We start from the raw sequence: 25,514 nt of genomic DNA on the forward strand, positions 1-25,514 counted from the left end.
GTCCCCTCCTGGAATCAAGGTTTGGACGCAGTACGAATAAACGTGCTACTTAAGTTATTGGAATAAATCCTTTTATTTAGTGTAGGTGCTAAGGGCAGGTAATGTTTGATGAAAGTCAATTTTTAACACTAATTCGTGATGGAAATAATTAAAATAATGTTCAGAGCACAAAAAAGCAGCCATCGTAAGGCTGCTTTTTACCGAGTATCAACTTAGGATTAGAAGGTTACTTTTAACTCGACACCATAAAATTGACTGTCGTAGTTTGCGCCTGCGTCCATGGCGAATTTTGCAACATCTTGGTTTCCAAACCAAGGTGATGAATTGAATTGTAGTTCTGCACTACCGCCCCATGCATCAGTTACCCAATAATGAATATGTCCAACAGGGTTTAAGAAGAAGAGCGAAACATCACCTGCGGTTTCAGAGCCCATAACTTCGCCGCCGTTGGCAATAATGTCTTGCTCAGCCGTTAACATCATTTCACCAACAACAGCACCAAAGAACGGTGTAATAAAAATATCCTGCCAAGACGGTACTTCTGCAAACGCCTCTACGCCATACTCCCAAAAGAACGTCGACATAGTTGCGGAGTACAAAAACGACTGAAATTCATTATAGCCAGCGTGACGTGCTGCCGTGTAGTAAACGCCGCCAAAATATGGGTGCATGATGTAGTTGAGGACATGTTCATCGCGATCCCAAACGGGGCCGTCAGAGACATTATCTTTCCACTTTTGCCCCAACTTACTCATGTCTCGGTCTTCTTCGTCCCATTTGGTGATACTTTCTGGAAGAAAAGTCATCATGCCTACGGTCGCGATACTGAGGCCCAGAATGGTGTAGGTTTGCCCCATCAGATAATCCCAGTCTTTATCTTGAGGGATGATGAGATGTTTAGGCTGAAGCCCTGCGTCAAGGTTTAGCGAATCATCATTATTCTGTTCATACATAACACCGCGATTTTGAGCCTCGAAGGTGTACAGAGTCGTCGTTTCGCAGTAACCTGACAAGCAATCAGGTGTGTAAGAAAACTCTGTATGACGGCTTAGGTCATAGTGACTTGCGTGCGCAAGCGCTGACGAAGCCAAGCAAAGGCCTGTTAGAGTCGTCTTGAACATGGATGATTTTGACACAAAGGTCTCCGAGTTAATGGTGTATGTTCGGGCTCGTAATTATCCCTCAAAACATCAATCATTTAAACACTTGACCCTTATTTAGTCCCAACAAACCTCGGCGAGATTTGTCCAAATAAAAAGAAAAATAAGCGCTATAACGAAAATAGGATTGTGCTTACGTTCAGGAGTCAGTTGTGAAAATAGCAATGCTTAGTACTGGTGAGGAAGTCCTCCACGGTGATATTGTTGATACTAATGCGGCATGGTTGTCTAGCCTGTTTTATCAACATGGATTTGGCTTAACAAAGCGCTCAACGGTTGGTGATAGCCTATCGAGTTTGGTTGAAGAGTTTTTAATGCTCAGCTTTAACAACGATGTGGTTATTGTTAATGGTGGTTTAGGCCCTACAACGGATGACATGAGTGCTGCCGCCGCCGCGAGAGCTGCCGATTGTAAACTGGTGCTATTCAAAGAGTGGTTGCAGCATCTAGAAAGTTTGTATGCTCGACGTGGCATCCCTATGCCGGACAGTAATTTAAAGCAAGCAATGCTGCCAGAAGCGGCAGAGATATTGGACAACCCGATAGGCACTGCTTGCGGTTTCAAAATGCTGATTAATGATGCCATTTTTTATTTCACACCGGGTGTACCAAGTGAATTTAAGCTCATGGCAGAGACGCAAATTCTTCCCGATCTGAGAAGAGTGTTTCCCGATGTTCAAGGTTCATGTTGTAGTCGAATCTACACGTTTGGTCTATCTGAATCCGGTATTTCAGATAAGCTAGATCAGCTAAAACTTCCTCAAGGCTATGAGCTAGGGTATCGCTCTTACTTGCCTTTTATTGAAGTGAAACTTTTTGGTCCTTCAGATCAGATTGAACAGCGTTTGAAACTAGTACAGATAATTAATAAACACCTTGAGAGTAATACCGTTAGTATTGACTTACCTATGGTTGAAAATGTCGGCCAGTTGTTGGTCGATAAAGGACTAACGGTGTCGATCTCCGAAAAAAGTAGCAGGGGATACTTAACGTACTGGCTAAACAGTGATGAAAACGCTGAAAAGCAAGTAGGGCATGGTTGGGTACTACCGAGTCTGACTCAGGCGATGGGCAACAGCGGAGATCCATTAGCAGAAACGTTTGCTCTGGCTGGTGCTACGCGAGAGAAGTGTGGGACGGATTTATCACTTGTCACTGGCCATATTGAAGAGGGTGTTTTTTCCGTCGCTTTATCGACACCGTCAGGCGAGTGGGGAGCATTATATAAACTCTCGAAAAAGTATCAGCGAAATGATCAAGTTAAAGTGATCAGTACGGCAGCACTAGACTTGTTGCGTCGCTACCTAGAACGTAAACCGATGTTTGCGCATTATGCATTTTTAGAGAAAGTTAAAGAGATGCACCTCCCGAGCAGTGCTTTATAACCAAAGCTCTCTACAGTAGCCTGAGAGACAAAAAAACAGAGACAAAAAAGCCAAGGTGATTACCTTGGCTTTTGCATTTTATACCGTCGAGTCAACGTTATGCGCGCTGCTTTTCTTTCATCGCGTAGTTAACGCCGCTAAGTGACAAATCTGATTTTGCTTTACAGATACAAGGTAATATTTCATCACTTTGTGTGTAAGCCATGGCAAAACCAACATACTCCACTTCACCAGACTCCAATTTGCAGCGACAGGCGCCGCAGTGCCCATCACGGCAGTTGTATTCTGGTAATAGGCCAGCTTGCTCCATTGTTTCCAAAATCGTATTGGAAGGGTTGGATTCAATGCTGATCAGTTTGTTGATTTTGAGTGTTGCCATTACAGCTCGAATCCTTCGAAGTCATCTGCGCGAACTTCATTGTCAATTTGACCCACAAGGTAAGAAGAGATTTCTGCTTCTTGAGGCGCAACTTGAACGTTATCTGAAGACAACCAAGCGTTAATCCATGGAATTGGGTTGGTTGTTGCTTCTGGATACGCTGCTGGTAGACCTACCGCTTGCATACGAATATTTGTGATGTATTCAACGTATTGGCTTAGGATGTCTTTGTTTAGACCGATCATAGAGCCATCTTTGAATAGATACTCTGCCCACTCTTTTTCTTGCTCAGCCGCTTCTTTGAATAGGTCAAAACAGTCCTGTTTTGCCTCTTCTGCGATTTGCATGAAAGTGAAGTCATCTTGACCGTTACGTAGCAGGTTGATCATGTGCTGCGTGCCGTTTAAGTGAAGTGCTTCGTCACGAGCGATCAGCTTGATGATTTTCGCGTTACCTTCCATTAGTTCGCGTTCTGCGAAAGCGAAAGAACATGCGAAACTGACGTAAAAACGAATAGCTTCTAATGCGTTAACAGACATCAAACAGATGTACAGCTTCTTCTTAAGATCGTACAGACTAACCTTAACCGTTTCACCGTTAAGGACATGCTCACCTTCACCGTAGCGATGGTAATCATTCGTCGCTTGAATCAAATCGTCGTAGTAGTGCGCGATGTCTTTTGCACGCTTCAGAATGTGCTCGTTCTCAACGATATCATCAAACACTACAGCAGGGTCGTTCACGATGTTACGAATAATGTGTGTGTAAGAACGAGAGTGAATCGTTTCAGAGAAAGACCAAGTCTCAATCCAAGTCTCTAGTTCTGGCAAAGACACAAGCGGCAGCAGTGCCACGTTAGGGCTGCGGCCTTGGATAGAGTCAAGAAGCGTTTGGTACTTCAAGTTAGAGATGAAGATGTGCTTCTCGTGATCTGGCAGTTTGTTGTAATCGATACGGTCGCTAGATACGTCTACTTCTTCTGGACGCCAGAAGAAAGAAAGTTGTTTCTCGATAAGTTTTTCGAAAATCTCAAACTTTTGTTGGTCGTAACGTGCAACGTTTACTGATTGACCTAGGAACATTGGTTCCTTCAATTGGTCATTCTTTTTTTGGTTAAAAGTACTGTAAGCCATAATGCCTCAATTCCTTTTAAACCTCCCCGTAAGGGGGAGGTTATCGATAGTCTGTCTTTACGGGTTCGCTAGGTACGGGAAGATTAAATCTTACAACCGCCGCCAGCACAATCGTCATCTTGTGGTTGAACAGCGTCTTTCTGTTCATCTTTCGCGCCATCACGAGTGTTGTGGTAGTAAAGCGTTTTCACACCAAACTTATACGCTGTTAGCAGGTCTTGAAGTAGTTTCTTCATTGGAACCTTGCCAGTCTCGTAACGTGACGGGTCGTAGTTAGTATTAGCAGAGATAGCTTGGTCAACAAACTTCTGCATAATACCCACAAGGTGTAGATAACCGTCGTTCGAACCGATATTCCAAAGCAGTTCATAGCTGTCTTTAAGTTCTGTGAACTCTGGTACAACTTGCTTCAGGATACCGTCTTTCGAAGCTTTTACTGAAACGTAACCACGTGGTGGCTCAATACCGTTAGTTGCGTTTGAAATCTGAGAAGAAGTCTCAGAAGGCATTAGCGCAGTCAGTGTTGAGTTACGTAGGCCGTGCTCCATAATTTCTTTACGTAGGCTGTCCCAGTCGTAGTGCAGCGCTTCGTCACAAATTAGGTCGATATCTTTCTTATACGTATCAATCGGCAGTAAGCCTTTCGCGTAGTTCGTCTCGTCGAATGAAGGACACTTACCTTGTTCTTTCGCCAGTGCTACAGATGCTTTCAATAGGTAGTACTGCATTGCTTCGAACGTACGGTGAGTTAGGCCGTTCGCGCTACCGTCAGAGTATTTCACGCCATTCTTCGCTAAGTAGTAAGCAAAGTTAATCACACCAACACCTAGCGTACGACGGTTCATAGTCGATTTGTATGCCGCTGGTAGAGGGTAATCTTGGTAATCAAGCAGTGCATCTAACGCACGAACAACAAGATCGGATAGCTCTTCGAAATCATCTAGAGACTTGATAGCACCTAAGTTGAATGCAGAAAGCGTACACAGTGCGATCTCGCCTGAGTCATCTTCAACGTTAGTTAATGGTTTCGTTGGCAGTGCGATTTCTAAACATAGGTTCGACTGACGAACCGGAGCGACTTCAGAATCAAATGGGCTGTGAGTATTACAGTGGTCCACGTTCTGGATGTAGATACGACCCGTTGATGCACGCTCTTGCATTAGCAGAGTGAACATTTCAATCGCTTTAACCGTTTCTTTCTTGATTGAAGGATCGTTCTCGTACTTCACGTATAGACGCTCAAACTCTTCTTGGTTTTCGAAGAATGCGTCGTACAGACCAGGTACATCAGATGGTGAGAATAGCGTAATATTGCCGCCTTCAACTAAACGTTGGTACATCAGTTTGTTTAACTGAACACCGTAGTCCATGTGACGAACACGGTTTTCTTCAACACCACGGTTGTTCTTAAGTACCATTAGTGAGCGTGCTTCACCGTGCCACATTGGGTAGAACACAGTAGCTGCGCCACCACGTACACCACCTTGTGAACAACATTTTACTGCTGTTTGGAAGTACTTGTAGAACGGAATACAACCAGTGTGGAATGCTTCACCACCGCGAATCTCTGAGCCTAATGCACGGATACGACCTGCGTTGATACCAATACCAGCGCGCTGAGATACATAACGAACAATTGAGCTTGCTGTTGCGTTAATAGAATCAAGACTGTCGCCACACTCGATCAGAACACATGAGCTGAACTGGCGAGTAGGGGTACGCACGCCAGACATAATTGGCGTAGGTAGAGAAATCTTAAATGTCGATGTCGCATCGTAGAAACGTTTGATGTAATCAAGACGCGTCGCTTTTGGATACTTCGCAAATAAGCACGCTGCTACAAGGATGTATAAGAACTGAGCACTTTCGTAAATTTGGCCCGTAACACGGTTCTGTACGAAGTACTTACCCTCTAGCTGCTTAACTGCCGCGTATGAGAAGTTTAGGTCGCGTTTATGGTCGAGGTACGCATCAAGTTCGTCGAGTTCTGCTTTCGTGTAGTCTTCTAGAATATGTTGATCGTACTTACCCATATCGACGAGGCGAGACACGTGATCATAAAGCGTTGGTGGCTCGTATTGGCCATACGCTTTTTTACGCAGATGGAATACCGCTAGGCGAGCAGCTAGGTATTGGTAATCCGGAGTCTCTTCAGAGATCAGGTCTGCCGCAGACTTGATGATTGTCTCGTGAATATCTGTCGTTGTGATGCCGTCGTAAAACTGGATGTGAGCGCGAAGTTCTACTTGAGAAACCGAAACATTATCTAGACCTTCTGCAGCCCAAGTGATAACGCGGTGGATTTTATCCAGATCGATACTTTCTTTACGGCCATCACGCTTGGTGACGGTAAGTTGTTGGTTCATTCTGCTTTATTTCCCTAAGAAAACTGATAAAAGCCGTATTTTTGTTTGTTTATGTGCAATATGAGTAAAGCTTGCGGCGGCTTTGTGATCAAAGTCTATCTATATATTGTCGCTTAAACACAACATATAGGGGTTCATTTGTTTGCGGGTTACAAGATAGTGCTATTACACTGATTTATCAAGGTACAGATCGGGGATGACTTGTGGATAACTGACAAAATGAAAAAAATCAGTAAGTGAACACTAACCGATGAGAAAAGGGCAGACTTGAATGGTTAAAAGTACGGTTTCGAGATCGGTTTAGAAATAACCGCATGCAAAAATATTTTCCTTGATCTTTGGCCGTTTTTATCTACGAAAAATGGCTTGGTCAAAATGGAATCTAGAGCACGAATTTTAGCCATAAAAAGACAAAAAAAGCGGCAACTTTGTGCTACCGCTTCCGATTCATTTTCTTTAAAAAATGTCAATCACAAAACACATTTTTTAACGCAACAGCGTTCAGTATTTTTTAGTATGAACGATGTAGTTTACATCTACATTACGACCGAGTTTGTAGCTATCATTTAGAGGGTTGTAATGAAGCCCAGTAATGCCCATTTCCGTCAGGTCAGTTTGGTCTATCATCTTCATCATTTCGGCTGGCTTGATAAACTTATCGTGCTCATGAGTGCCTTCAGGAACAATCTTAAGAAGCTTCTCAGCACCGACAATAGCAAATAAGTACGACTTAATGTTTCGGTTCAAAGTTGAGAAAAACACGTGACCACCGGGTTTGACTAGCGCAGCACAAGAGCGGATAACGGAGAGAGGATCTGGAACGTGTTCAAGCATCTCCATACAAGTCACGACATCGTAAGTTCCTGCGTTTTCTATAGCGTGGTCTTCTATTGTGCTCTGAATGTAGGTCAGTTGAGTGCCTGTTTCTAATGCATGTAGTCGCGCGACTTCTAATGGTTCTTTACCCATATCAAGCCCCGTCACAATAGCGCCTTCTTTTGCCATGCTTTCAGCAAGAATGCCACCACCACAGCCGACATCAAGTGTTCGCTTGCCAAACAAGCCATTTGCTTTTTCAAGTACATAGTTCAAACGAAGTGGGTTAATTTGATGAAGCGGCTTAAACTCGCCTTCTAAATCCCACCATCGAGAAGCCATGTCCTCGAATTTCTTAATTTCACTTGGGTCGACGTTTTGTGCTTTAGTCATAATTGGTTTTATTGCATTCAATCTGAGTCCTTTAGAGGGCGCCAGTATACTCCAACGTTTTACACCCAAACAACCTCGATGTGCTTAGTTAAGGGACAATGACAGAGTTCACTGGCGCGGCAATCGAGACAGGTGCCTGTAATTTGTAAAGCGCTAACTATTGTTTTTGCTTCATCCTTGAACTGGTGCCAGTGACAATAACTCTAAAACCTGCATTTTCGCGTTGTGTGGTTAAAGGAATTTACCTCGCTTTTCCGCGTAAAGGGTCCGATTTTGCTCAATATTGACCGAAATATAACCACTAATCAGAAAGATATGGGATGAGTGTGCAAATTCTCGACATTTGATTCATAACCAAGCTCACAACCTGATAAAAGGAGAGGGAAAGTGATGCCGAAGTGATGAATTGTGTGTTATATTTTTGCACCTTACACGTATCGTAATTACGATCAGATAATAGAGGGATAATGGCTCTATGAGCGATTTAGCTAAAGAGATCACGCCCGTAAACATTGAAGATGAGCTTAGAGGTTCATACCTAGACTATGCGATGTCAGTCATCGTGGGTCGTGCTCTTCCAGATGTGCGTGATGGCCTAAAACCAGTACACCGCCGCGTTTTATTCGCGATGAACGTACTAGGCAACGATTGGAACAAACCATATAAAAAATCAGCCCGTGTTGTCGGCGACGTAATCGGTAAATATCACCCACACGGTGATAGTGCTGTGTACGACACAATCGTACGTATGGCTCAGCCGTTCTCGCTTCGTTACATGCTGGTCGATGGTCAAGGTAACTTTGGCTCGATCGATGGCGACTCTGCTGCGGCAATGCGTTACACCGAAGTTCGAATGGCAAAAATTGCCCATGAACTATTGGCTGACCTAGATAAAGAAACCGTAGACTACGTACCAAACTACGACGGTACTGAGCAGATCCCAGCGGTTCTTCCAACTAAAATTCCAAACCTATTGGTTAACGGTGCTTCTGGTATCGCAGTAGGTATGGCAACCAACATCCCGCCTCATAACCTTGGCGAAGTGATTGATGGCTGTCTTGCATACATCAATAATGAAGAAATCACTATTGATGAACTAATGGATTACATTCCTGGTCCTGATTTCCCAACGGCGGCGCTTATCAGCGGTCGTAAAGGCATTGTAGACGCGTACAAAACAGGTCGTGGCAAAATCTACATGCGTTCGAAAGCGGACATCGAAGTGGAGAAGAATGGTAAAGAGACCATTATCGTCACTGAAATTCCTTACCAGGTGAACAAAGCTCGCTTGATCGAAAAGATCGCTGAGCTAGTTAAAGATAAGAAAGTAGAAGGCATCAGTGCACTGCGCGACGAGTCAGATAAAGACGGTATGCGCATTGTTATTGAGTGTAAGCGCGATGCTGTGGGCGAAGTAGTTCTAAACAACCTTTACGCTCAAACTCAGCTGCAAACCACTTTCGGTATCAACATGGTGGCCCTAAACAATGGCCAGCCACAGCTATTCAACCTAAAAGATATGTTGAAGTGCTTCGTTGATCACCGTCGTGAAGTTGTGACACGTCGTACTATCTTCGAACTGCGTAAAGCGCGTGAACGTGCTCATATCCTTGAAGGTTTAGCTCTAGCGCTTGCTAACATTGATGAAATCATTGAGCTTATCCGTAAGGCACCTACACCGGCTGAAGCAAAAGCGGGTCTTATCGCTCGTGGTTGGGATTTAGGCAACGTTTCAGCAATGCTAGAGCGTGCTGGTACAGATGCTGCGCGCCCTGAATGGCTAGAGCCTGAATATGGTATTCGTGATGGTCAGTACTTCCTGACTGAGCAACAAGCACAAGCTATCCTAGATCTACGTTTACATAAACTAACAGGTCTAGAACACGAGAAGATTCTTGGCGAATACAAAACACTTCTAGAAGAAATCGCTGAACTCATGCATATCCTTGCGAGCACTGAGCGTTTGATGGAAGTGATCCGTGAAGAACTTGAAGCGGTTCGTGACGGCTTTGGTGACGCTCGTCGTACAGAAATCACAGCTGCGAGCCATGATATTGACATGGAAGAGCTGATCGCACGTGAAGACGTTGTGGTTACTCTATCTCACGGTGGTTACGTTAAGTACCAAGTACTGAGCGACTACGAGTCACAGCGCCGTGGTGGTAAAGGTAAGAGTGCGACTAAGATGAAAGATGAAGACCATATCGAGCGTCTTCTAGTGGCGAATACCCACGATAACATCTTGTGTTTCTCTACTCGTGGTAAGACATACCGCCTGAAAGTTTACCAATTGCCTCTAGCGAGCCGTACTGCGCGTGGTAAGCCAATTGTGAACATCCTTCCGCTCGAAGAAGGTGAGCGCATTACCGCGATTCTACGTGTAGATGAATTCTCTGAAGACAAATTCATCTTCATGGCAACAGGTGACGGTACGGTTAAGAAAACGCCGTTGAACCAGTTTGCAAACGTACGTTCAAACGGCCTAATCGCTGTGAACCTACGTGAAGACGATTCGTTAATCGGTGTGGATATCACTAACGGCGAAAACGAAATCATGCTGTTCTCTAAAGCGGGTAAAGTGGTTCGCTTTAAAGAAGCAGAAGAGATTCCAGTACTTGATGAAAATGGTAAACCAGTTCTTGATGAGAATGGTCAGCCAGAGATCAAGTTTAAAGGTGTTCGTCCTATGGGTCGTACCGCCTCTGGTGTTCGTGGTATGAAACTGGCTGAAAATGACCAAGTTGTATCACTTATTGTTCCTTCGCACGAAGGCGACATCCTAACGGTTACAGAAAACGGTTATGGTAAACGTACAGCACTTAGCGAGTACCCGACAAAAGGTCGTGGCACTCAAGGTGTAGTTTCTATCAAAGTTTCTGAGCGAAATGGCCCGGTAGTTGGTGCTATCCAGGTTGTTGAAGGTGATGAAATGATGATGATCACCGACGCTGGCACGTTAGTACGTACTCGTGTGGGTGAAGTTAGCCAGGTTGGTCGTAACACACAAGGTGTAACGCTTATCCGTACTGCGGAAGATGAATCAGTTGTTGGTTTGCAACGTATTGAAGAAGTTGATGATGAAGAGCTGCCTACTGATGAAGATGCAGAAGCGTTAGAGTCAACAGACGAAAATACGCAGCAAGACGCTTCAGAAGCTCCAGCTGCTGATGATGCAGAGGAAGGTAACGAAGAGTAATCTTACATCGTTATCCTGATATGAAAAGCCGAGCCTTAGTTGCTCGGCTTTTTTGTATCTGTATCAACGCATTTAAAGTAAGAAATGCGTACACTGACGTTATCTTTGTTTACAGGACGTGTTATGTCTGTTTGGTTTTTCGCTGCCATCACTCTGATGGGGCTGTTTATCGTACTCTTATCACTGAGTGCATCAAAAGTTAAACCTGCTCAATGGTTTGGCTTTTGCCTGTTAGTACTTGTCGTGACGAGTGCCAGTTTCTTATTGCTGCATCAAACTCCGCCTAAACCAATACAAGCGGAAATGTCACGAATGATGACTGCTCGTGACATCATGAAAGAGATTCAAGACCAGTTGCGTGAAGATCCGAACAACGCTGAATTGTGGTTCCAACTCGGGCAGGGCTACCTGCTAGAGGGGGAATTTGATGGCGCGCTGATTTGTTTTGATTACGCGATCCAGCTGACTGAGCCAGTCAGTGCCACGCAACTTGCCGCAAAAGCGACGACCTTGTACTACATTCACCAGCAATCAATGACGCAAGAAGTTAGCTTGCTTTTGGAGCAAGCTTTGCAGATAGAACCGCACAATGAAGCCGCTTTGTCTTTGATCGCAAATGATCATTTTCTGTCATTCCGATTTCAGGAAGCGATTGATGCCTGGGTACTATTATTAGATTCTAATGATCCAAATTTAGATAGGGTGAAAATCATTAACTCTATTAACAAAGCAAAAGAGCTGTTGTAAGCGTACAATTTAACAAGCAATAGAGGGAAAGGTGGGCAACGAATGAAAAATAAAGCACTAAGCATATTGGTTTTGCTGTGCGGCTCTGTGCTGGCGGGTTGTAGCTCTTCCGATCATTCTGGCTCTTCCTCTTCGGTTTATTACTCTTCAGGTTACTATGATCCTTGGTGGTACGATCATGACGACTACTGGATTTATTACTATCCGGGTTGTTGCGACAACGACGACGAATACAAAGAGAAGCTGGAAGAGTGGTGGAATGGTTTAGATGAAGACCAACAGCAATCCATCAAAGACAAAGTCGAAGATTGGAAAGACGACGATATGTCCGCCAATATCGATAACATGAAACGCCAACTTGACGATCATTGGCAATCACTGCCTGACGAGCAAAAGCAAGAGATTCGAACCCAATGGGAGAATCGTCCGGAGCATATTGAACCAGCGACTTTACAAGGCAAGGCGGTGAAAGAAAAGGTTCAACAAAGAAAAGCATTACCGGAAACGAAGATCCAGCGCCCAGTTGCTCGTCCAAATGTGCAGATGCCTAAAGCACGTCCAAATATTCAACCTAGACCTAGGCTTCCTCGTCGCTAGTACATTCGATTTTGTCTCTCGATAGAATCGGGGATGAAGAAATAAAGATAACAAAGAAACAAATAAACAAAAAAAGGGGCGTTCAGTGCGCCCCTTGTTGTATCTATAAATTAACCTCCGCCAGTTAGACTAATACGTGGCTTCGCGTTCAGCCGCTGCTTTATCCCAGTCTGGCGCTACTGTTTCTAGGAAGTGTTTCTTGTCTGCGTTCATTTTCTCCATATCCATGCCCAGTGCTTGTTGTGCTTTCGCTTTGGTCGAGATATCTGGAATTTGAACAGAGTCAGTAATGCCTTTGGTTGCCAGTAAACGAACCAATTTGGTACGGGCGTCAGCAGCGCGATCAACTGCACTACCTAGTACTTCAAGTGCTATCTCAGGAGCATGCATGTGGACACCGTGAGAAGCAATCGCGTAGTCCCAACGCCATTGTGCATGGCGAATATCTTGTAGGATAGGTTCCATCTCTGCTTCTGTTGCACCTGCTTTCCACGCTGCGCCTGCTTCAAAGTGTGCCGCTACGATTTGCTTCTCGGCGGTTAGCTTCATGTTCAGTACTTGCGCTTTGCGAGTCAAGACGATGCCTTGTAGCTGCTCTTTAGTTTGGGTATGGCATTGCGCACAGGTGTCTTCAAAACGATCAAACGGGTTACCCACTTTGTGGTCTGTGTAGACTGTACCGTCTTCTTTGGTCACTTTAGGCATGTGGCAGTCCACACACACCACTTTGTTTTTACCATGAATACCCGCTCTCCAAGTTTCGAAACCTGGATGTTGCGCTTTTAGCATCGGCGCTTTAGATACGGCATGCGTCCAATCTTTGAAATTCAACGCGTCGTAGTATTTCTCCATGTCATTAACGGTGGTGCCCATATCCCATGGGAATTTAACCGCTTTAGTTGGGCCGGTGAAGTAGTATTCAACGTGACATTGAGCGCAGACCGATGCTTGCTTATCTAGGCGAGACTGTTCATCAAAGTTTTTACCAATAGTATCAAAAGCACGCTCGACGTATGGGCGAGTCAGTGCTAGCGCAGGTTCGCCTTTCTTGAAGGCTTCAGAGCCTGTGTTGTGGCAATCGGAACAACCGATAGGGTTGACGATTTCTGAGCCTAAGCGTGCCCATTTACCTTCGAAATAACCGTCTTCACCACGTTCATCAATCACGCGAGCAACGTCTGGGCTTTTACAGCTCCAGCACGCCATCGGCATAGGCCCGGACTTCTCGTCGGTTGGTGCGCCGGTACGTAAGGTTTGGCGAACATCATCAAGTGCGTAAAAGTGACCGCGCGCTTTGTTGTAGTCTTTCGCGAAGCCATAACCTGCCCACAGGATAACCATGTTTGGGTCTTCACTTAGAGCATCTTCAATGTGCTCACTTTCGGATGTTGCTTTCCAAGAATGGTATTGATCAGGGTGGTTCTGTTCAAAGACATCGTTACGAGGATCGATAAAATCCTTCTCTTCTGCCGCTAACGGAGCGTCAACCAAAAATAATTGGCTGGCGAATAAGGTCGCAACCGCAATAGGTGCGCTCATCCAGTGTTTTATGCTCACAGTGTTATCTCCATATTCGTTTTTATTAGCAGCGTTGTGAGGAGCTATTCCAAATAAGAACTGGAGATCTACGATTAATAATATTGCTTAATTGGATAGATGAAATAGTGAGTGAATCTTGTCTTGTTTTAGATCAATTTACACCAGTGATCTCAGTCATGTTTGAATTTATATACCTCTAAAGTGGTAGTTGTTAAGTAATTGTTCTGCAATGCTTTGGGTTTTTAACCTTTTTAAAAATAGGGTGATTCAGTTCGCTTTTTGAGCAGGCGTTTCTACCCCTTATGAATAATAGAGGTATTATAAATATAGGTTTAGCGTTGTGGCTTTCCGAAATAAGAATTGATGTCATTTGAAGATCTAAAAAATATCTTCAGAGGAAATTAATTGTCGCTCAAATAAATAATTGAGAATAGTTATCAATTATTATCGAGCTAAGGAAAGAACAATATGGGCAGTATAAAATTGACCATAGAGACAATGCTGAAACTTCTCTTCGTCTTTGCCATCTATGGTTTCTCCATCGCCGCCCATGCGACTTCTTCAGAGCCGATTGAAGGTGCTCAAGCTGAGCGTCATCAAGTCGAGTTGATCCGTGACCGTGACTACAAGTGTCTGCAATGTCATAAGGATGCAAAAGAGACTCTGAACCTTTCGCATGACCCGCAAGCTCTACTCAGCCAAGGGAAGCAACTTAATTGCACCAATTGCCATAGCAACATTGGTCCCGACCATCGTGAAGGCGCGCCTGATGTGATTAAGTTTTCTGCCGCGCAATCGAAAGAGGTACACGACAAAGTGTTACTTGATCCAAGCATGATTCTTAAAGCTAACAGCCAATGTGTGGATTGCCACGCACCGACACAGCTGAGAGAAAGCCACTGGACGCACGATGTGCACGCCAAAAACCTCACTTGTTCAAATTGCCACGATGTACACGCAGCGAAAACCAAAGCGTTGTCGTACGACAGAAAACAACTGATCAAGCAGTGTGTGGATTGTCACTCTGAATTTGCCGTCGAACCTGAACTTGCCAAAGAAGAGGATAGATAGCATGAAATGTTCGAGAAGAAACTTTTTAGCCGGCAGCGGCGCGTTGATTTTAACTACAGGCGTTGCAGGCACTTCCGTTGTTAGCTCCTCTCTTTATGCCAGCAACAGTGAACAAGCGAAACGCATGGGTATGGTTCACGATGAAAATGCCTGTATTGGCTGTACCGCTTGTACCGATGCTTGTCGCGAAGTAAATAAAGTCCCTGAAGGCGTAACGCGACTTAAAATTCATCGCAGTGAACCGATTGGCGAATTTCCAGATGTGGAATACCAGTTTACTCGCGAATCCTGTCAGCACTGTGATAACCCACCATGTGTGTACGTTTGTCCAACAGGCGCTGCATACAAAGATGAAGCGACAGGCATCGTGGATGTACACAAAGAGAAATGTGTCGGATGTGGTTATTGCCTTGCTGCTTGCCCTTACCAAGTGCGCTTCTTTAATCCAGCCGATCACTCTGCGGATAAATGTAACTTCTGCCGTGATACCAACCTAGCGCAAGGTAAGCAGCCAGCTTGCGTGGAATCTTGCCCAACAAAAGCACTCATCTTTGGTGATTTGAATGACCCAACTAGCGAGGTGAGCAAAGCTATCGAAAGCCATGTTGTCTATCGCGATAAATCGCATTTAGGTACGCAACCTAAACTGTACAAAATTCCGCATAGCAAAGGGGAGGTGTCATCATGAACGGCTTCGAAAGTGCATTCCACTTTGACTCGTTAGTCTGGGATTGGATCATCGCGATTTACTTATTCCTTGCTGGGATGTCAGCGGGTACGGTGATGATTTCAATCTATTTAAAACGCAAAGTGATTGAAGGTGATCCCGCAAAAAACGGCATCATGAAAGCGATGGCTTGGCTCGCACCATTTGGCATCATTGCTGGGTTGGTAATTTTGATTTTCCATTTAACCAAGCCTTTAGAGTTTTGGAAGATCATGATCTACTACAACCCAACGTCTGTGATGTCGATGGGCGTGATCTTGTTCCAAGTGTACATGATCGTGTTGTTTGTTTGGATTGGCGTTATCTTCCGCCATCAAATCATCAGCTTCTGTGAAGGGAAGTTACCAAGCAAACTGCTGGATTTTGCCGATGGCATTTTGATTAAGGCGGGGAAAGCCAACAACGCCATTGAATTGTTCTTGGGCTTCTTAGCCATCGTACTTGCAGCGTACACTGGCTTTCTATTGTCTGCGTTGAAGACTTATCCAATGCTAAACAATCCAGTACTGCCAATCTTGTTCCTGTTCTCTAGTTTGTCCTCGGGCGCAGCGGCATGCTTGATGTTCGGCATCTTGGTGTTTAAAGAGTCGACCAGCAGCCCAAGTGTATCTTGGGTGCACGGATTTGAACGCCCAGTAGTGTTGTTTGAGTTGTTTGTCTTAGTGACCTTCTTTACTGGATTGATCTTCAGCGGTGGTCAGAACGAAGTCGCGGCTTGGAATGCAATTTCGAGTGGATTCTGGGCTCAATGGTTCTGGGTTGGGGTAGTGTTCATCGGCATGATTACGCCTTTGACTCTCAATTGGTTGACGCCTTCTGAAGTGCGCCACAAAGGCAGTTACGTTTTTGTGGTCACGATGTTGAGCTTGGTTGGCGTACTTATGCTGCGTACTTTCATTCTCTATGCCGGTCAAATGACCGTAGTGTAAGGGGGATAAATGGAAGCTGAGCTAGGGTTCTTCTTACTGATATTGGTGGCTGTAACATCGACTTGTGCATCGTTGCTGCATTGGCTACGTCGTGCTATGAGTAAGAAGGCGACATTGCCGCATCAAGTCGCGATGTCCCACATCATTAGCTTAGCTTCCTTCATTTGTTTAGCACTTCTGATAGTCTGCTTCGTGCAAGACAACTTCGCGTTGGAATATGTTGTTACGCATTCCAACAGTCAACTTCCCGTAGCATTCAAGATTGCTGCCGCTTGGGGCGGGCACCAAGGCTCCATGTTGTTTTGGGTCGTCACCCTGAGTTTATGGGCGTCGTTTATTGCATTTAAGTCACCGCTCAACGCCCAATATACTTGTGACTGTTTAGGAATCATGAACGTTCTTATTGCAACATTTGCTTGGTTCACGTTAATGACCTCTAACCCGTTCGAATATGCCCAAGTATTGGCGTCGGAAGGGCGAGATCTAAATCCAATGCTGCAAGATGTTGGGCTTATCATTCATCCACCATTGCTTTATCTCGGTTATGTCGGTTACGCAGCAATATTAGCTTTTGCATTAGCGGCGCTATTGGGTAAACAACCGATGAGCGATTGGTATGTGGTCGCTCGTAGCGCAGCGTTTTTTGCATGGGGAACGCTTACATTAGGTATCTTGGTGGGATCATGGTGGGCGTACAATGAGCTAGGGTGGGGCGGCTGGTGGTTTTGGGACCCTGTGGAGAACGCTTCTTTACTGCCTTGGCTTACGGGTACTGCTTTGTTGCACAGCGGTGTTGTCGCAACACGTATCAGAGGCGCAATTTGGAGCTCCTATGCACTGGCGTTTACCACGTTCTGCCTAAGCATTTTAGGGACATTCGTGGTGCGCTCTGGCGTGCTGACTTCAGTGCACGCTTTTGCGGTGGACCCAACTAAAGGTTTGGTGCTGCTTGGTGTATTGAGCTTGCTTGTCATCATCACTTTTGGCGTACTGATTTTGCGAGGAGAACAACTCCCTCGCTTCAAACTTCAATCTCTAGCGAGCCGAGCTTACACTGCTTATATCGCCAAAGGTCTGCTGGTTATTGCGACTGCCATCGTTTTTCTTGGCACTTTTTATCCGATGGTTTATCAACTGCTCGGCTTAGGGAACATTTCGGTTGGCGCACCTTACTTTAATAGTTTGACCTTTCCATTAAGCATACTGGCTCTGATTGCCTTAGCTTTCATGCCGCTGCTGAAATGGACAAAAGGCACAGTGCCGAGTGTAAGCGCTGATATTGCGATCAGTATTGCGTTATCTCTTGTCTCTGGGATCGGGTTTATCTTCTTAGTGCACGCACTGCATTTCGAAGTATTGCTAACCATAACGTTGGCTACTTGGGTGATTGCGGCGCATCTCGTTATGCTGTTTCGTTGTTCCAATAAGCGCAAACTCATGCCAATCGTGATGGCACATATCGGTTTTGCGCTGGCGGTGAGTGGAGCTGTATTCAACAGTCACTACTCATATGAACACAATTTACGTGTCGAATCCGGCAGTTCTCAGCAAAGGGCGGGGATCACTATCGATTATCATGGTATCGAATGGCTGGTGGGGCCAAACTACACTGCGGAACAAGGACAGATCACCTTACACTTGGAAGATGGCCGCATGCTCAATTTCAACCCGCAAAAGCGTCATTACCCTGTGCGAGTGATGAATATGACCGAGCCTGCGATTCGTTCACTATGGCATGGCGATTATTACGTGACATTGGGTGATAAAGTCGATACTCATGCTTATGCGATTAAAGTTCAGTACCGCGCAGGTATTTGGTGGATATGGTCTGGCGGGCTACTAGCTGTGTTTGGTGCGCTATTAACAGGCCTAAAGAAAAGGAGAGAGGCTATCAATGCGATCGAGAAATACGCTTAAACTCGCAGGTCTCGTTGTGGCTGTTGCCGTGTTTGCAGTAGTAACTGCGGTGGCTTTGTCTGAGCGACCGCATGTTGAATTGTCCCCACAACGAAATTTAGAGACACCTAATTTTCGCTCTACTTCTCTGATCTCTGATGACATGGTTTCTGAGCAGTTGTTCAAAGGCGACGGATATAAATTATTGAATGTTTGGGCATCTTGGTGCGGAGTATGCAAACGAGAGCATGAAGAATTATTGCAGTTAGCAGAACTCGGTGTGCCTATTATTGGGCTGAATTATAGAGATCAAAAACAAGCCGCTCGTGAATATTTGAGCTCTAAACGAAACCCATATATTGAAGTAATAAGTGACCCTAATGGAAAGCTCGCTGTGGAGCTAGGCGTTATAGGAACACCAGAAACTTACTTGATTGATCCAAATGGTCGTATATTGATCAAATATCGTGGAGAGTTAACGGCAGATAAATGGAACGATATATTTTCAGGATATTTGAATGTTTCGATTTAATAATCTTCTCCTCACATTAATCCTATTTACACTATTTTCCCCTTTCACGAGAAGTGCGGATTTAGAGCAGAATGTTGATCTGTTTGAGTTTCATTCTGTTGAAGTGCAACAGCGCGCAACCTCGTTAGCCAAGACATTACGCTGCCCGCAGTGTCAAAACCAAAACCTTGTCGAGTCTAATGCACAAGCGGCTAAAGACCTGAGGTTGAAAGTGTATACGATGGCCAATGAAGGCAGCTCAGATCAAGAAATAAAGGACTATCTAGTTGCTCGTTATGGGAATATTGTTCTGTATCAACCACCATTAAATTATTCCACGGCGCTGTTGTGGATCTTTCCTGTGCTATTTTTGATCTTTTTTGTCTTATATTCGATCCGAATGGTGAAGCGTAATTAATGTGACCGTTATTCCACTATTAAAAATAAATTGTGCACTTAACAAGCAGAATGTTATCATTTTTCCGAATTTATGAAGTTTCCAGTATAAAGAAAATAAAAATTTTGAGCTGGATAAGTAATAAAAGAACGAATAGGTGCACGCAGTGGATTCAGTTATATTACAACTTAAAAAAGACTTCTATTCGCAGATTCGTGCATTGCAATCACCGAACCTGCCTCAAGTTACTTCAACGCTCGCCGTGTTGACCGACGAGGAAATCCAAGAACTCGCAGCAGTTTGGATTGAACTCGCCGTTTGGAAGCGCAGTCAGACCCATTAAAAGATAGACCAAACGACCTTCTTGAAACCCCAGACAAAATTTGTCTGGGGTTTTTTATTGTAGTTTTTTTAAATTGTTATAATATAACAATTGTTCAGTTGGAGAGTGTTTCTCTTTTGCTATCTTGAGTGGATAACTGCCCTCAATTGTGATCTCTATATTGCAAAATGCGGTATCAGTCCCCATAGTTGAAGAGCAACGAGTAAATCCCATGAATGCAATAACGAAAACGCATCAAGCGCATCAAGCAATAAATCGAGTGAGTATAGATATGGCGGAAGTACGTGCCAGAGTAGATTTTAAAGTCGGGGCAAAAAGTAACATTGATGCCGAAATTCTGTCTTTCCATGGTCTGAAGACAGACAAAGAGCATGTTGCTATTATCTTTAAACAAGCGGACCAAACTCAGGACATGCCTTTAGTTCGTATGCACTCTGAGTGTTTGACAGGCGATGTGTTCCACTCTTCACGCTGTGACTGTGGTGAGCAACTAGAAGAGACGATCAATCGCATGGGCGAGTCCGGTGGTATCATCTTGTATCTCCGTCAGGAAGGTCGTGGTATTGGTTTGTACAATAAGATCGATGCATACCGCTTACAAAGCCAGGGCATGAACACGTACGAAGCTAACAACCATTTGGGCTTTGATGATGACCTGCGTGATTTCACAGAAGCAGCACAAATGCTAGAAGCTTTAGGCGTGAATAAGATCCGCCTCGTGACGAACAATCCTAAGAAAATTCGTGAGTTATCTGAGTACGGAATTGAAATTGGCGAGGTTGTCAATACCTCTGCACATATCAAAGATGGCAACGAAAATTATCTGAAGGCAAAAGTCTCTCACGGAAAACATGACCTAAAGGTTTAATCCTAAAGATAAAACTGATAATAAAGTCTGTGAAAAAACCTCATTTTTATGAGGTTTTTTTGTATCTGGAGTTGCAAATAAATTGTAAATTTGTATTATCTTGAGACTAAAGTGCAAATAAGAATAATTAGCACTACCAATACGATAATTGAAAAGCTCAACAAGGATCCTTCAGATGAATGCAAAAAAAGTTTTAGTCCAATCTATTGCTGCATCACTCCTCATTGCCAGTGGTTCTACCGTTGCTGCCACAGTAACTAAACAACAAGTAGTCGAACATTACGCGGACGTTGCCCATGCTGTGTTTGTTGATTCAGTAACAACAGCGAAAGCGCTTGATGTAAAAATCGACGAATTTCTAAAATCACCATCAGCGAAAAAGCTTGAAGAAGTAAAACAAGCTTGGCTAGATTCTCGCGTGCCTTACCAACAGTCTGAAGTTTTCCGTTTTGGTAACGCGATTGTTGACGATTGGGAAGGTCAGCTGAACGCATGGCCACTTGATGAAGGTCTGATTGACTACGTAGCAGCTGATTACCAATACGAATTGGGTAACGAGGGCGCGGCTGCCAACATCATCGCGAACACTAGCCTACAGATCGGTGCTTCTAAACTGGACGTTTCAAAAATCACTCCAGAATTGCTAGCGGATCTAAACGAAGTAGGCGGTTCTGAGGCAAACGTTGCATCAGGTTACCACGCGATTGAATTCTTGCTTTGGGGTCAAGACCTAAACGGCACTAACGCGGGTGCAGGTCAACGTGCTTACACTGATTTCGTTGTCGGTTCTGAGTGTACGAATGGCCATTGTGAGCGTCGTGGAGAGTACCTAAAAGCAGCCGCTGATCTACTGGTTCAAGACCTTGAGTGGATGGAAAAGCAGTGGTCTGCTGAAGTAAAAGGTAACTACCGTGAAGAGCTACTGAACGACTCAGCGGACAATGGTCTACGTAAGATGCTATTCGGCATGGGTTCTCTTTCTCTAGGTGAGCTAGCGGGTGAGCGTATGAAAGTGGCACTAGAAGCGAACTCAACTGAAGACGAGCACGATTGTTTCTCAGACAACACGCATAATTCTCACTACTACAACGAGCAAGGCATCTACAACGTTTACACAGGTACATACAAAGGTGTAAACGGCAAAGAGCTATCTGGTCCAAGTATTGCTGATCTTGTTGCTCAAAAAGATAAGAAAGCCGCGACCGACATTCAAAAGCAGTTTGATACAACACTTAGCCAAGTTGGTGAGCTAGTGACTTCTGCAGAGAAGAATAACCAGCATTTTGACCAACTTATTGCGGCGGGTAACGCACAAGGCAACGCGCTGGTAAACGACACCATCATGTCGTTGGTAGCGCAAACTGGTGCGATTGAGCGAGCGGCAAACATTGTCGGCATCGACAGCCTAAGCCCTGATACTGCTGACCACGAGTTTTAATAAGAAAACCATAATAAATAAGGGCTCTTTTTGAGCCCTTTTGCCGTTTGAGCTCGTTGTTATCACCCTTGTTGTCTATGTAGAGCAATGATATGAAGCCATACCTAATTTCTGCGCTAGCCGCGATCCTTTCTTCTTCTGCCATGGCTTACGATGTTAAGTCTGGTGGCAAAACCAGTGTTAAAAAAGATGGCGCGAATGCCTATTCTCTTCCTGCTGCCAACCTGCCGATGAGCAAACGCCTAGATTTTAGTGTGGGTAACAGCTTTTTCCGCAACCCTTGGGTACAAGCGCCAGCGTCAACAGACGCTCGTGATGGCCTAGGTCCGCTTTTTAACACCAATGGTTGTCAGAACTGTCACATCAAAGACGGTCGTGGTCATCCGCCAGAGAAAGATGATTTACATGCCGTGTCTATGTTAGTGCGCTTAAGCATTCCTGCGATGACGCCAGAACAAAAGAAAGCCTACATCAAAGACGGTGGCATACCTGAGCCGACTTATGGTGGTCAGCTTCAAGATTTCGCTCTGCAAGATCAAACGCCAGAAGGCAAAATCGAAATCACTTACACCGATGTCCCAGTGAAATTTAAAGACGGTACGACGGTGACGCTAAGAAAACCTCATTTGAACATTACCGATCTGGGTTACGGCGATATGCACCCTGATACCGAGTTCTCAGCACGCGTGGCACCGCCAATGATCGGCCTTGGTTTGTTAGAGAGTATTCCCGACGAAACGCTACTTGCTTGGGCTGATGAACAAGATGCCGACAAAGACGGTATCTCAGGCAAAGTAAATAAAGTGTGGGATATTGAGAGGGACAATTTCTCGATTGGTCGTTTTGGCTGGAAAGCAGGACAACCGACGCTAATGCAGCAAAATGCAGCAGCATTTAATGGTGATGTGGGTCTTACGAGCCATTTATTCCCATATGAAAACTGTACCTCGAAACAAAGCATTTGTGACGACATGCCAAATGGCGGCAAACCAGAAGTGAGTGAAAATATTCTCGATTTCGTTGAGTTTTACAGCCAGCACTTAGCTGTACCTATTCGCCGTAATGTCAATGACCCTAACGTGAAACTTGGTCAGCAAATCTTTGCTACGTCTGGTTGTGAAAGCTGCCATAAAACCAGTGTCAAAACGGCGAAACGACCAGAGTTACCAGCGCTTTCTGAGCAGCTTATCCACCCATACACCGACATGCTTTTGCATGACATGGGTGAAGGCTTAGCCGATAACCGTCCGGAATACTTAGCAAACGGCCGTGAATGGCGAACGGCACCTCTATGGGGTATTGGTTATACCGAAGAAGTAAACGGACATACTTACTTCTTACATGATGGTCGAGCTCGTAACCTGATGGAAGCGGTGTTGTGGCACGGCGGCGAAGCTGAAACGGCGAAACAAAATGTTTTAGCTCTGAACAAAAAAGAACGTGATGCTCTCATTGCGTTTCTGAACTCTCTATAAGGACCTAACCATGAAAAAGACACTGTTAGTGAGTGCGATTGCCGCAACGTTAAGTTTGGTTGGTTGCCAATCGACTATCGGTTCGAGCTCTGCCAAGCCTGAGAGTACAAGTCATATTTCTCAAAGCGTGTACGAGGTGGAGTTTCAATCAGCTCAGACGTTTTTAGCGCAAACCACAGAACTTGAACAACGCTTCGCAGATTACTGCGCATCAGAGTCGAAAGATGATGCACAAGTAAAACAGCGATGGCATCAAACTATGCTTGCGTGGATGGCATTACAAGGTCAAGAACGTGGCCCTGCTACGGCGCTGGAGCAAAGCTGGAATGTTCAGTTTTGGCCAGATAAAAAGAACACTACTGGTCGTAAAATGTCTGTATTGACGAAATCTGATCAAGCTTGGAGTGCAGAAGATATCTCCACCCAAAGTGTCACCGTGCAAGGTTTAGGGGCTCTGGAATGGCTGCTTTACGATAAAGCGTCGACCTTATCTAGCAACAGCAATACTTGTGTGACAGGCGTAGCGATTGCAGAAAACCTCGATAACAAAGCGCAGATCATCGCGGATTCTTGGGCAGAGAACCCTTGGAAATCGCTAGAGATGACGGAATGGGAGTCTGAGTACATTTCACTGCTCTCGAATCAGCTTGAATACAGCATGAAGAAGTTGAGCCGACCGCTAGCGAAGATTGGTAAGCCTCGCCCGTATTTCTCAGAATCGTGGCGTTCAGAGACCTCGCTTTCAAACTTAAAAGCCAACCTTCAAGGGATGGAAGCGTTGTACTTTGCTAACGGGAATGGTCTAGATGCGCTACTTAGAGAGCAAGGCCATGCAGATCTCGCAGACCGTGTCGTTCATCAGTTTGAAATGGCGTTAGAAACTTGGCCAGAGGATAAGAGCTTGTTTGCTGCACTACAAACAAAAGAAGGTTATCGCATGGTGCTCGCTCAATACAACAAGCTAGAGCAATTGAAGTACCTGATTCACGAAGAAGTGGCGATCGAGCTTGGCGTAGTTATAGGATTTAATGCAACCGATGGTGACTGATCAAACCCGCCGAACCTTGCTGAAAGCCGCTCTATTCGGGGCGGCTATACCTATGATGCCATTTGGTTGTGCTTCAACAAGCTCACGTGAACCTGCGTTGATCGGCTGTTCTATCATTGGTCGAGATAAATTCGCAGCGGTGGTGGCGGATGAGCATGGTATGCCGCTATCTTCATTGCCGATTCCTGAGCGTGGTCACGGTGTAGCAACCAACCAACAAGGCCACGCCGTAGTTTTTGGTCGTCGACCTGGTACTTTCTTCATGGTGTTTGATTATCGCTCAGAGCAGATGATCAAACTGCAACTAGCAACGCCAAATCGTCATTTTTACGGACATGGTGTTTACTCCCATGACGGCACGTTGCTATTTGCCACAGAAGGGGAGAGGGGGACAAGCCGCGGGATCATTGGTGTTTATGATGTGCAGAAGCAATATCAAAAGATTGATGAGTTAACGGGTTTTGGCCTTGGTCCTCATGAAGTGATCATGATGCCTGATGGCGCACTAGCGATTGGCGTCGGTGGCGTAAACACTAACGGTCGTGAACCTCTCAATCTTGATAGCATGAAACCCAGCCTGAGTTACCTTTCACAGAAGGGTGAGCTACTGGATCAAGTGTCTTTACCGGAACATAAGTTGAGTATTCGCCATTTAGCTCATGATGGTGCGGAAACCGTGCTTTGTGGTCAGCAATATCGTGGTGAGCCGGACGAGTATCCAGCCTTGATCGCCATGCACACGCGTGGTGGTGAAATGCAAGATCTTCAAGCTGAGCCTGAAGAGTGGGCGCGTTTCAATCACTACGTTGCGAGTATTGCAGCAACCGATGAATGGATCTTAGCCACTTCGCCTCCGGGCAGTTGTTATGGTATATGGTCTAAATCTACGGGCAAATTGGTCGAGCTAAGTGCGTTACCAGATGCCTCTGGTGTTGTGGTCTATGGCGATGAGTTCCGAGTCAGCTCTGGGGCGGGAAAAGTGGTAGAGCAAAGGCCTGAAGAGTCAAAAAATACCTTCGCAAGCGGTGTGCAATGGGATAACCATTGGTCGAGAATTATCTAGAAAGATCATTGAGTAATTACTTATAGAGAGTTTTGTT

The 25,514-nt window shown here is 45.0% G+C and carries 22 protein-coding genes; 16 read left to right on the forward strand and 6 right to left on the reverse strand.

The features are described from left to right. Nucleotides 1-218: 218 nt before the first annotated feature. Nucleotides 219-1,121 carry a DUF3943 domain-containing protein gene (locus tag R8O11_RS02390; RefSeq protein ID WP_005376815.1) on the reverse strand — a complete coding sequence of 301 codons (903 nt, stop codon included), beginning with the start codon at nt 1,119-1,121 and terminating at the stop codon, nt 219-221. 191 nt (nt 1,122-1,312) lie between these two features. On the opposite strand from R8O11_RS02390, the gene R8O11_RS02395 reads away from it, so the two are divergent. Further along, on the forward strand, nt 1,313-2,545 hold the full coding sequence (locus R8O11_RS02395; RefSeq protein ID WP_258659025.1) for a CinA family nicotinamide mononucleotide deamidase-related protein: 1,233 nt from the start codon (nt 1,313-1,315) through the stop codon (nt 2,543-2,545). 97 nt (nt 2,546-2,642) lie between these two features. Here the strand turns inward: R8O11_RS02395 and yfaE are convergent, their stop codons facing one another. From yfaE to ubiG, 4 genes are all read right to left on the reverse strand, one after another. Next, nucleotides 2,643-2,924 carry a class I ribonucleotide reductase maintenance protein YfaE gene (gene yfaE, locus R8O11_RS02400; protein ID WP_005376817.1) on the reverse strand — a complete coding sequence of 94 codons (282 nt, stop codon included), beginning with the start codon at nt 2,922-2,924 and terminating at the stop codon, nt 2,643-2,645. Beyond that, nucleotides 2,924-4,057 carry a class Ia ribonucleoside-diphosphate reductase subunit beta gene (gene nrdB, locus R8O11_RS02405; RefSeq protein ID WP_005376818.1) on the reverse strand — a complete coding sequence of 378 codons (1,134 nt, stop codon included), beginning with the start codon at nt 4,055-4,057 and terminating at the stop codon, nt 2,924-2,926. Before nrdB ends, yfaE begins: the two co-directional genes overlap by 1 nt. A gap of 83 nt (nt 4,058-4,140) precedes the next feature. Further along, a complete protein-coding gene (gene nrdA, locus R8O11_RS02410; RefSeq protein WP_005376819.1) occupies nt 4,141-6,423 on the reverse strand; it encodes a class 1a ribonucleoside-diphosphate reductase subunit alpha in 2,283 nt (760 codons plus the stop codon). A 501-nt stretch (nt 6,424-6,924) separates the two neighbouring features. Next, complete coding sequence (gene ubiG, locus R8O11_RS02415) at nt 6,925-7,632, reverse strand: bifunctional 2-polyprenyl-6-hydroxyphenol methylase/3-demethylubiquinol 3-O-methyltransferase UbiG (protein WP_017636129.1); 708 nt, start codon at nt 7,630-7,632, stop codon at nt 6,925-6,927. A 475-nt stretch (nt 7,633-8,107) separates the two neighbouring features. Here ubiG and gyrA point away from each other — a divergent pair, with 475 nt between their 5' ends. The 3 genes from gyrA (at nt 8,108) to R8O11_RS02430 (ending at nt 12,172) form a co-directional block, all read left to right on the forward strand. Next, the gene (gyrA, locus tag R8O11_RS02420) at nt 8,108-10,828 is read left to right on the forward strand and encodes a DNA topoisomerase (ATP-hydrolyzing) subunit A (protein ID WP_054574746.1); all 2,721 of its coding nucleotides are present in this window, start codon (nt 8,108-8,110) and stop codon (nt 10,826-10,828) included. A 123-nt stretch (nt 10,829-10,951) separates the two neighbouring features. Next, on the forward strand, nt 10,952-11,575 hold the full coding sequence (locus tag R8O11_RS02425; protein WP_042522844.1) for a tetratricopeptide repeat protein: 624 nt from the start codon (nt 10,952-10,954) through the stop codon (nt 11,573-11,575). A 42-nt stretch (nt 11,576-11,617) separates the two neighbouring features. Beyond that, nucleotides 11,618-12,172: a hypothetical protein gene (locus R8O11_RS02430; protein ID WP_318193882.1), complete on the forward strand. Its 555-nt coding sequence runs from the start codon at nt 11,618-11,620 to the stop codon at nt 12,170-12,172. Between the two features lie 129 nt (nt 12,173-12,301). Here R8O11_RS02430 and nrfA read toward each other — a convergent pair whose 3' ends face one another. Continuing rightward, nucleotides 12,302-13,729 (reverse strand): ammonia-forming nitrite reductase cytochrome c552 subunit, encoded by a 1,428-nt coding sequence (gene nrfA, locus R8O11_RS02435; RefSeq protein WP_318193883.1) that lies wholly within the window; start codon nt 13,727-13,729, stop codon nt 12,302-12,304. A gap of 450 nt (nt 13,730-14,179) precedes the next feature. Here nrfA and nrfB point away from each other — a divergent pair, with 450 nt between their 5' ends. From nrfB to R8O11_RS02495, 12 genes are all read left to right on the forward strand, one after another. After that, complete coding sequence (gene nrfB / locus R8O11_RS02440) at nt 14,180-14,782, forward strand: cytochrome c nitrite reductase pentaheme subunit (protein ID WP_033905656.1); 603 nt, start codon at nt 14,180-14,182, stop codon at nt 14,780-14,782. 1 nt (nt 14,783) lies between these two features. Next, the gene (gene nrfC, locus R8O11_RS02445; protein ID WP_033905654.1) at nt 14,784-15,470 is read left to right on the forward strand and encodes a cytochrome c nitrite reductase Fe-S protein; all 687 of its coding nucleotides are present in this window, start codon (nt 14,784-14,786) and stop codon (nt 15,468-15,470) included. Continuing rightward, nucleotides 15,467-16,438, forward strand: coding sequence for a cytochrome c nitrite reductase subunit NrfD (nrfD, locus tag R8O11_RS02450; RefSeq protein WP_033905653.1), 972 nt, complete (start codon nt 15,467-15,469; stop codon nt 16,436-16,438). Before nrfC ends, nrfD begins: the two co-directional genes overlap by 4 nt. Nucleotides 16,439-16,447: 9 nt before the next feature. Continuing rightward, nucleotides 16,448-18,355 carry a heme lyase CcmF/NrfE family subunit gene (locus R8O11_RS02455; protein ID WP_033905652.1) on the forward strand — a complete coding sequence of 636 codons (1,908 nt, stop codon included), beginning with the start codon at nt 16,448-16,450 and terminating at the stop codon, nt 18,353-18,355. Further along, nucleotides 18,333-18,866 carry a DsbE family thiol:disulfide interchange protein gene (locus tag R8O11_RS02460; protein ID WP_318193884.1) on the forward strand — a complete coding sequence of 178 codons (534 nt, stop codon included), beginning with the start codon at nt 18,333-18,335 and terminating at the stop codon, nt 18,864-18,866. The genes R8O11_RS02455 and R8O11_RS02460 overlap by 23 nt, the downstream gene beginning before the upstream one ends. Beyond that, a complete protein-coding gene (gene nrfF, locus R8O11_RS02465; RefSeq protein ID WP_033905650.1) occupies nt 18,853-19,263 on the forward strand; it encodes a heme lyase NrfEFG subunit NrfF in 411 nt (136 codons plus the stop codon). The genes R8O11_RS02460 and nrfF overlap by 14 nt, the downstream gene beginning before the upstream one ends. 145 nt (nt 19,264-19,408) lie before the next feature. Further along, nucleotides 19,409-19,585 (forward strand): hypothetical protein, encoded by a 177-nt coding sequence (locus R8O11_RS02470; RefSeq protein WP_033905773.1) that lies wholly within the window; start codon nt 19,409-19,411, stop codon nt 19,583-19,585. Nucleotides 19,586-19,856: 271 nt separating this feature from the next. Beyond that, complete coding sequence (locus R8O11_RS02475; protein WP_025767283.1) at nt 19,857-20,453, forward strand: GTP cyclohydrolase II; 597 nt, start codon at nt 19,857-19,859, stop codon at nt 20,451-20,453. 175 nt (nt 20,454-20,628) lie between these two features. Continuing rightward, nucleotides 20,629-21,891 carry an imelysin family protein gene (locus R8O11_RS02480; protein ID WP_033905649.1) on the forward strand — a complete coding sequence of 421 codons (1,263 nt, stop codon included), beginning with the start codon at nt 20,629-20,631 and terminating at the stop codon, nt 21,889-21,891. A 92-nt stretch (nt 21,892-21,983) separates the two neighbouring features. Next, entirely contained in the window at nt 21,984-23,366 is a 1,383-nt protein-coding gene (locus tag R8O11_RS02485) for a di-heme oxidoredictase family protein (protein WP_033905648.1), read from the forward strand. Between the two features lie 10 nt (nt 23,367-23,376). Then, the gene (locus tag R8O11_RS02490; RefSeq protein ID WP_318193885.1) at nt 23,377-24,414 is read left to right on the forward strand and encodes an imelysin family protein; all 1,038 of its coding nucleotides are present in this window, start codon (nt 23,377-23,379) and stop codon (nt 24,412-24,414) included. Beyond that, the gene (locus R8O11_RS02495) at nt 24,395-25,477 is read left to right on the forward strand and encodes a DUF1513 domain-containing protein (protein ID WP_033905646.1); all 1,083 of its coding nucleotides are present in this window, start codon (nt 24,395-24,397) and stop codon (nt 25,475-25,477) included. The genes R8O11_RS02490 and R8O11_RS02495 overlap by 20 nt, the downstream gene beginning before the upstream one ends. Nucleotides 25,478-25,514 lie beyond the last annotated feature (37 nt).

The organism is Vibrio sp. 1288 (genome assembly GCF_033344475.1).

Coding starts and splice junctions, on each gene's coding strand:
- R8O11_RS02390 (WP_005376815.1), bottom strand. CDS start 1,121: ATGTTCAAGACGACTCTAACAGGCCTTTGCTTGGCTTCGTCAGCGCTT.
- yfaE (WP_005376817.1), bottom strand. CDS start 2,924: ATGGCAACACTCAAAATCAACAAACTGATCAGCATTGAATCCAACCCT.
- nrdB (WP_005376818.1), bottom strand. CDS start 4,057: ATGGCTTACAGTACTTTTAACCAAAAAAAGAATGACCAATTGAAGGAA.
- nrdA (WP_005376819.1), bottom strand. CDS start 6,423: ATGAACCAACAACTTACCGTCACCAAGCGTGATGGCCGTAAAGAAAGT.
- ubiG (WP_017636129.1), bottom strand. CDS start 7,632: ATGACTAAAGCACAAAACGTCGACCCAAGTGAAATTAAGAAATTCGAG.
- gyrA (WP_054574746.1), top strand. CDS start 8,108: ATGAGCGATTTAGCTAAAGAGATCACGCCCGTAAACATTGAAGATGAG.
- R8O11_RS02425 (WP_042522844.1), top strand. CDS start 10,952: ATGTCTGTTTGGTTTTTCGCTGCCATCACTCTGATGGGGCTGTTTATC.
- R8O11_RS02430 (WP_318193882.1), top strand. CDS start 11,618: ATGAAAAATAAAGCACTAAGCATATTGGTTTTGCTGTGCGGCTCTGTG.
- nrfB (WP_033905656.1), top strand. CDS start 14,180: ATGGGCAGTATAAAATTGACCATAGAGACAATGCTGAAACTTCTCTTC.
- nrfC (WP_033905654.1), top strand. CDS start 14,784: ATGAAATGTTCGAGAAGAAACTTTTTAGCCGGCAGCGGCGCGTTGATT.
- nrfD (WP_033905653.1), top strand. CDS start 15,467: ATGAACGGCTTCGAAAGTGCATTCCACTTTGACTCGTTAGTCTGGGAT.
- R8O11_RS02455 (WP_033905652.1), top strand. CDS start 16,448: ATGGAAGCTGAGCTAGGGTTCTTCTTACTGATATTGGTGGCTGTAACA.
- R8O11_RS02460 (WP_318193884.1), top strand. CDS start 18,333: ATGCGATCGAGAAATACGCTTAAACTCGCAGGTCTCGTTGTGGCTGTT.
- nrfF (WP_033905650.1), top strand. CDS start 18,853: ATGTTTCGATTTAATAATCTTCTCCTCACATTAATCCTATTTACACTA.
- R8O11_RS02475 (WP_025767283.1), top strand. CDS start 19,857: ATGGCGGAAGTACGTGCCAGAGTAGATTTTAAAGTCGGGGCAAAAAGT.
- R8O11_RS02480 (WP_033905649.1), top strand. CDS start 20,629: ATGAATGCAAAAAAAGTTTTAGTCCAATCTATTGCTGCATCACTCCTC.
- R8O11_RS02485 (WP_033905648.1), top strand. CDS start 21,984: ATGAAGCCATACCTAATTTCTGCGCTAGCCGCGATCCTTTCTTCTTCT.
- R8O11_RS02490 (WP_318193885.1), top strand. CDS start 23,377: ATGAAAAAGACACTGTTAGTGAGTGCGATTGCCGCAACGTTAAGTTTG.
- R8O11_RS02495 (WP_033905646.1), top strand. CDS start 24,395: ATGCAACCGATGGTGACTGATCAAACCCGCCGAACCTTGCTGAAAGCC.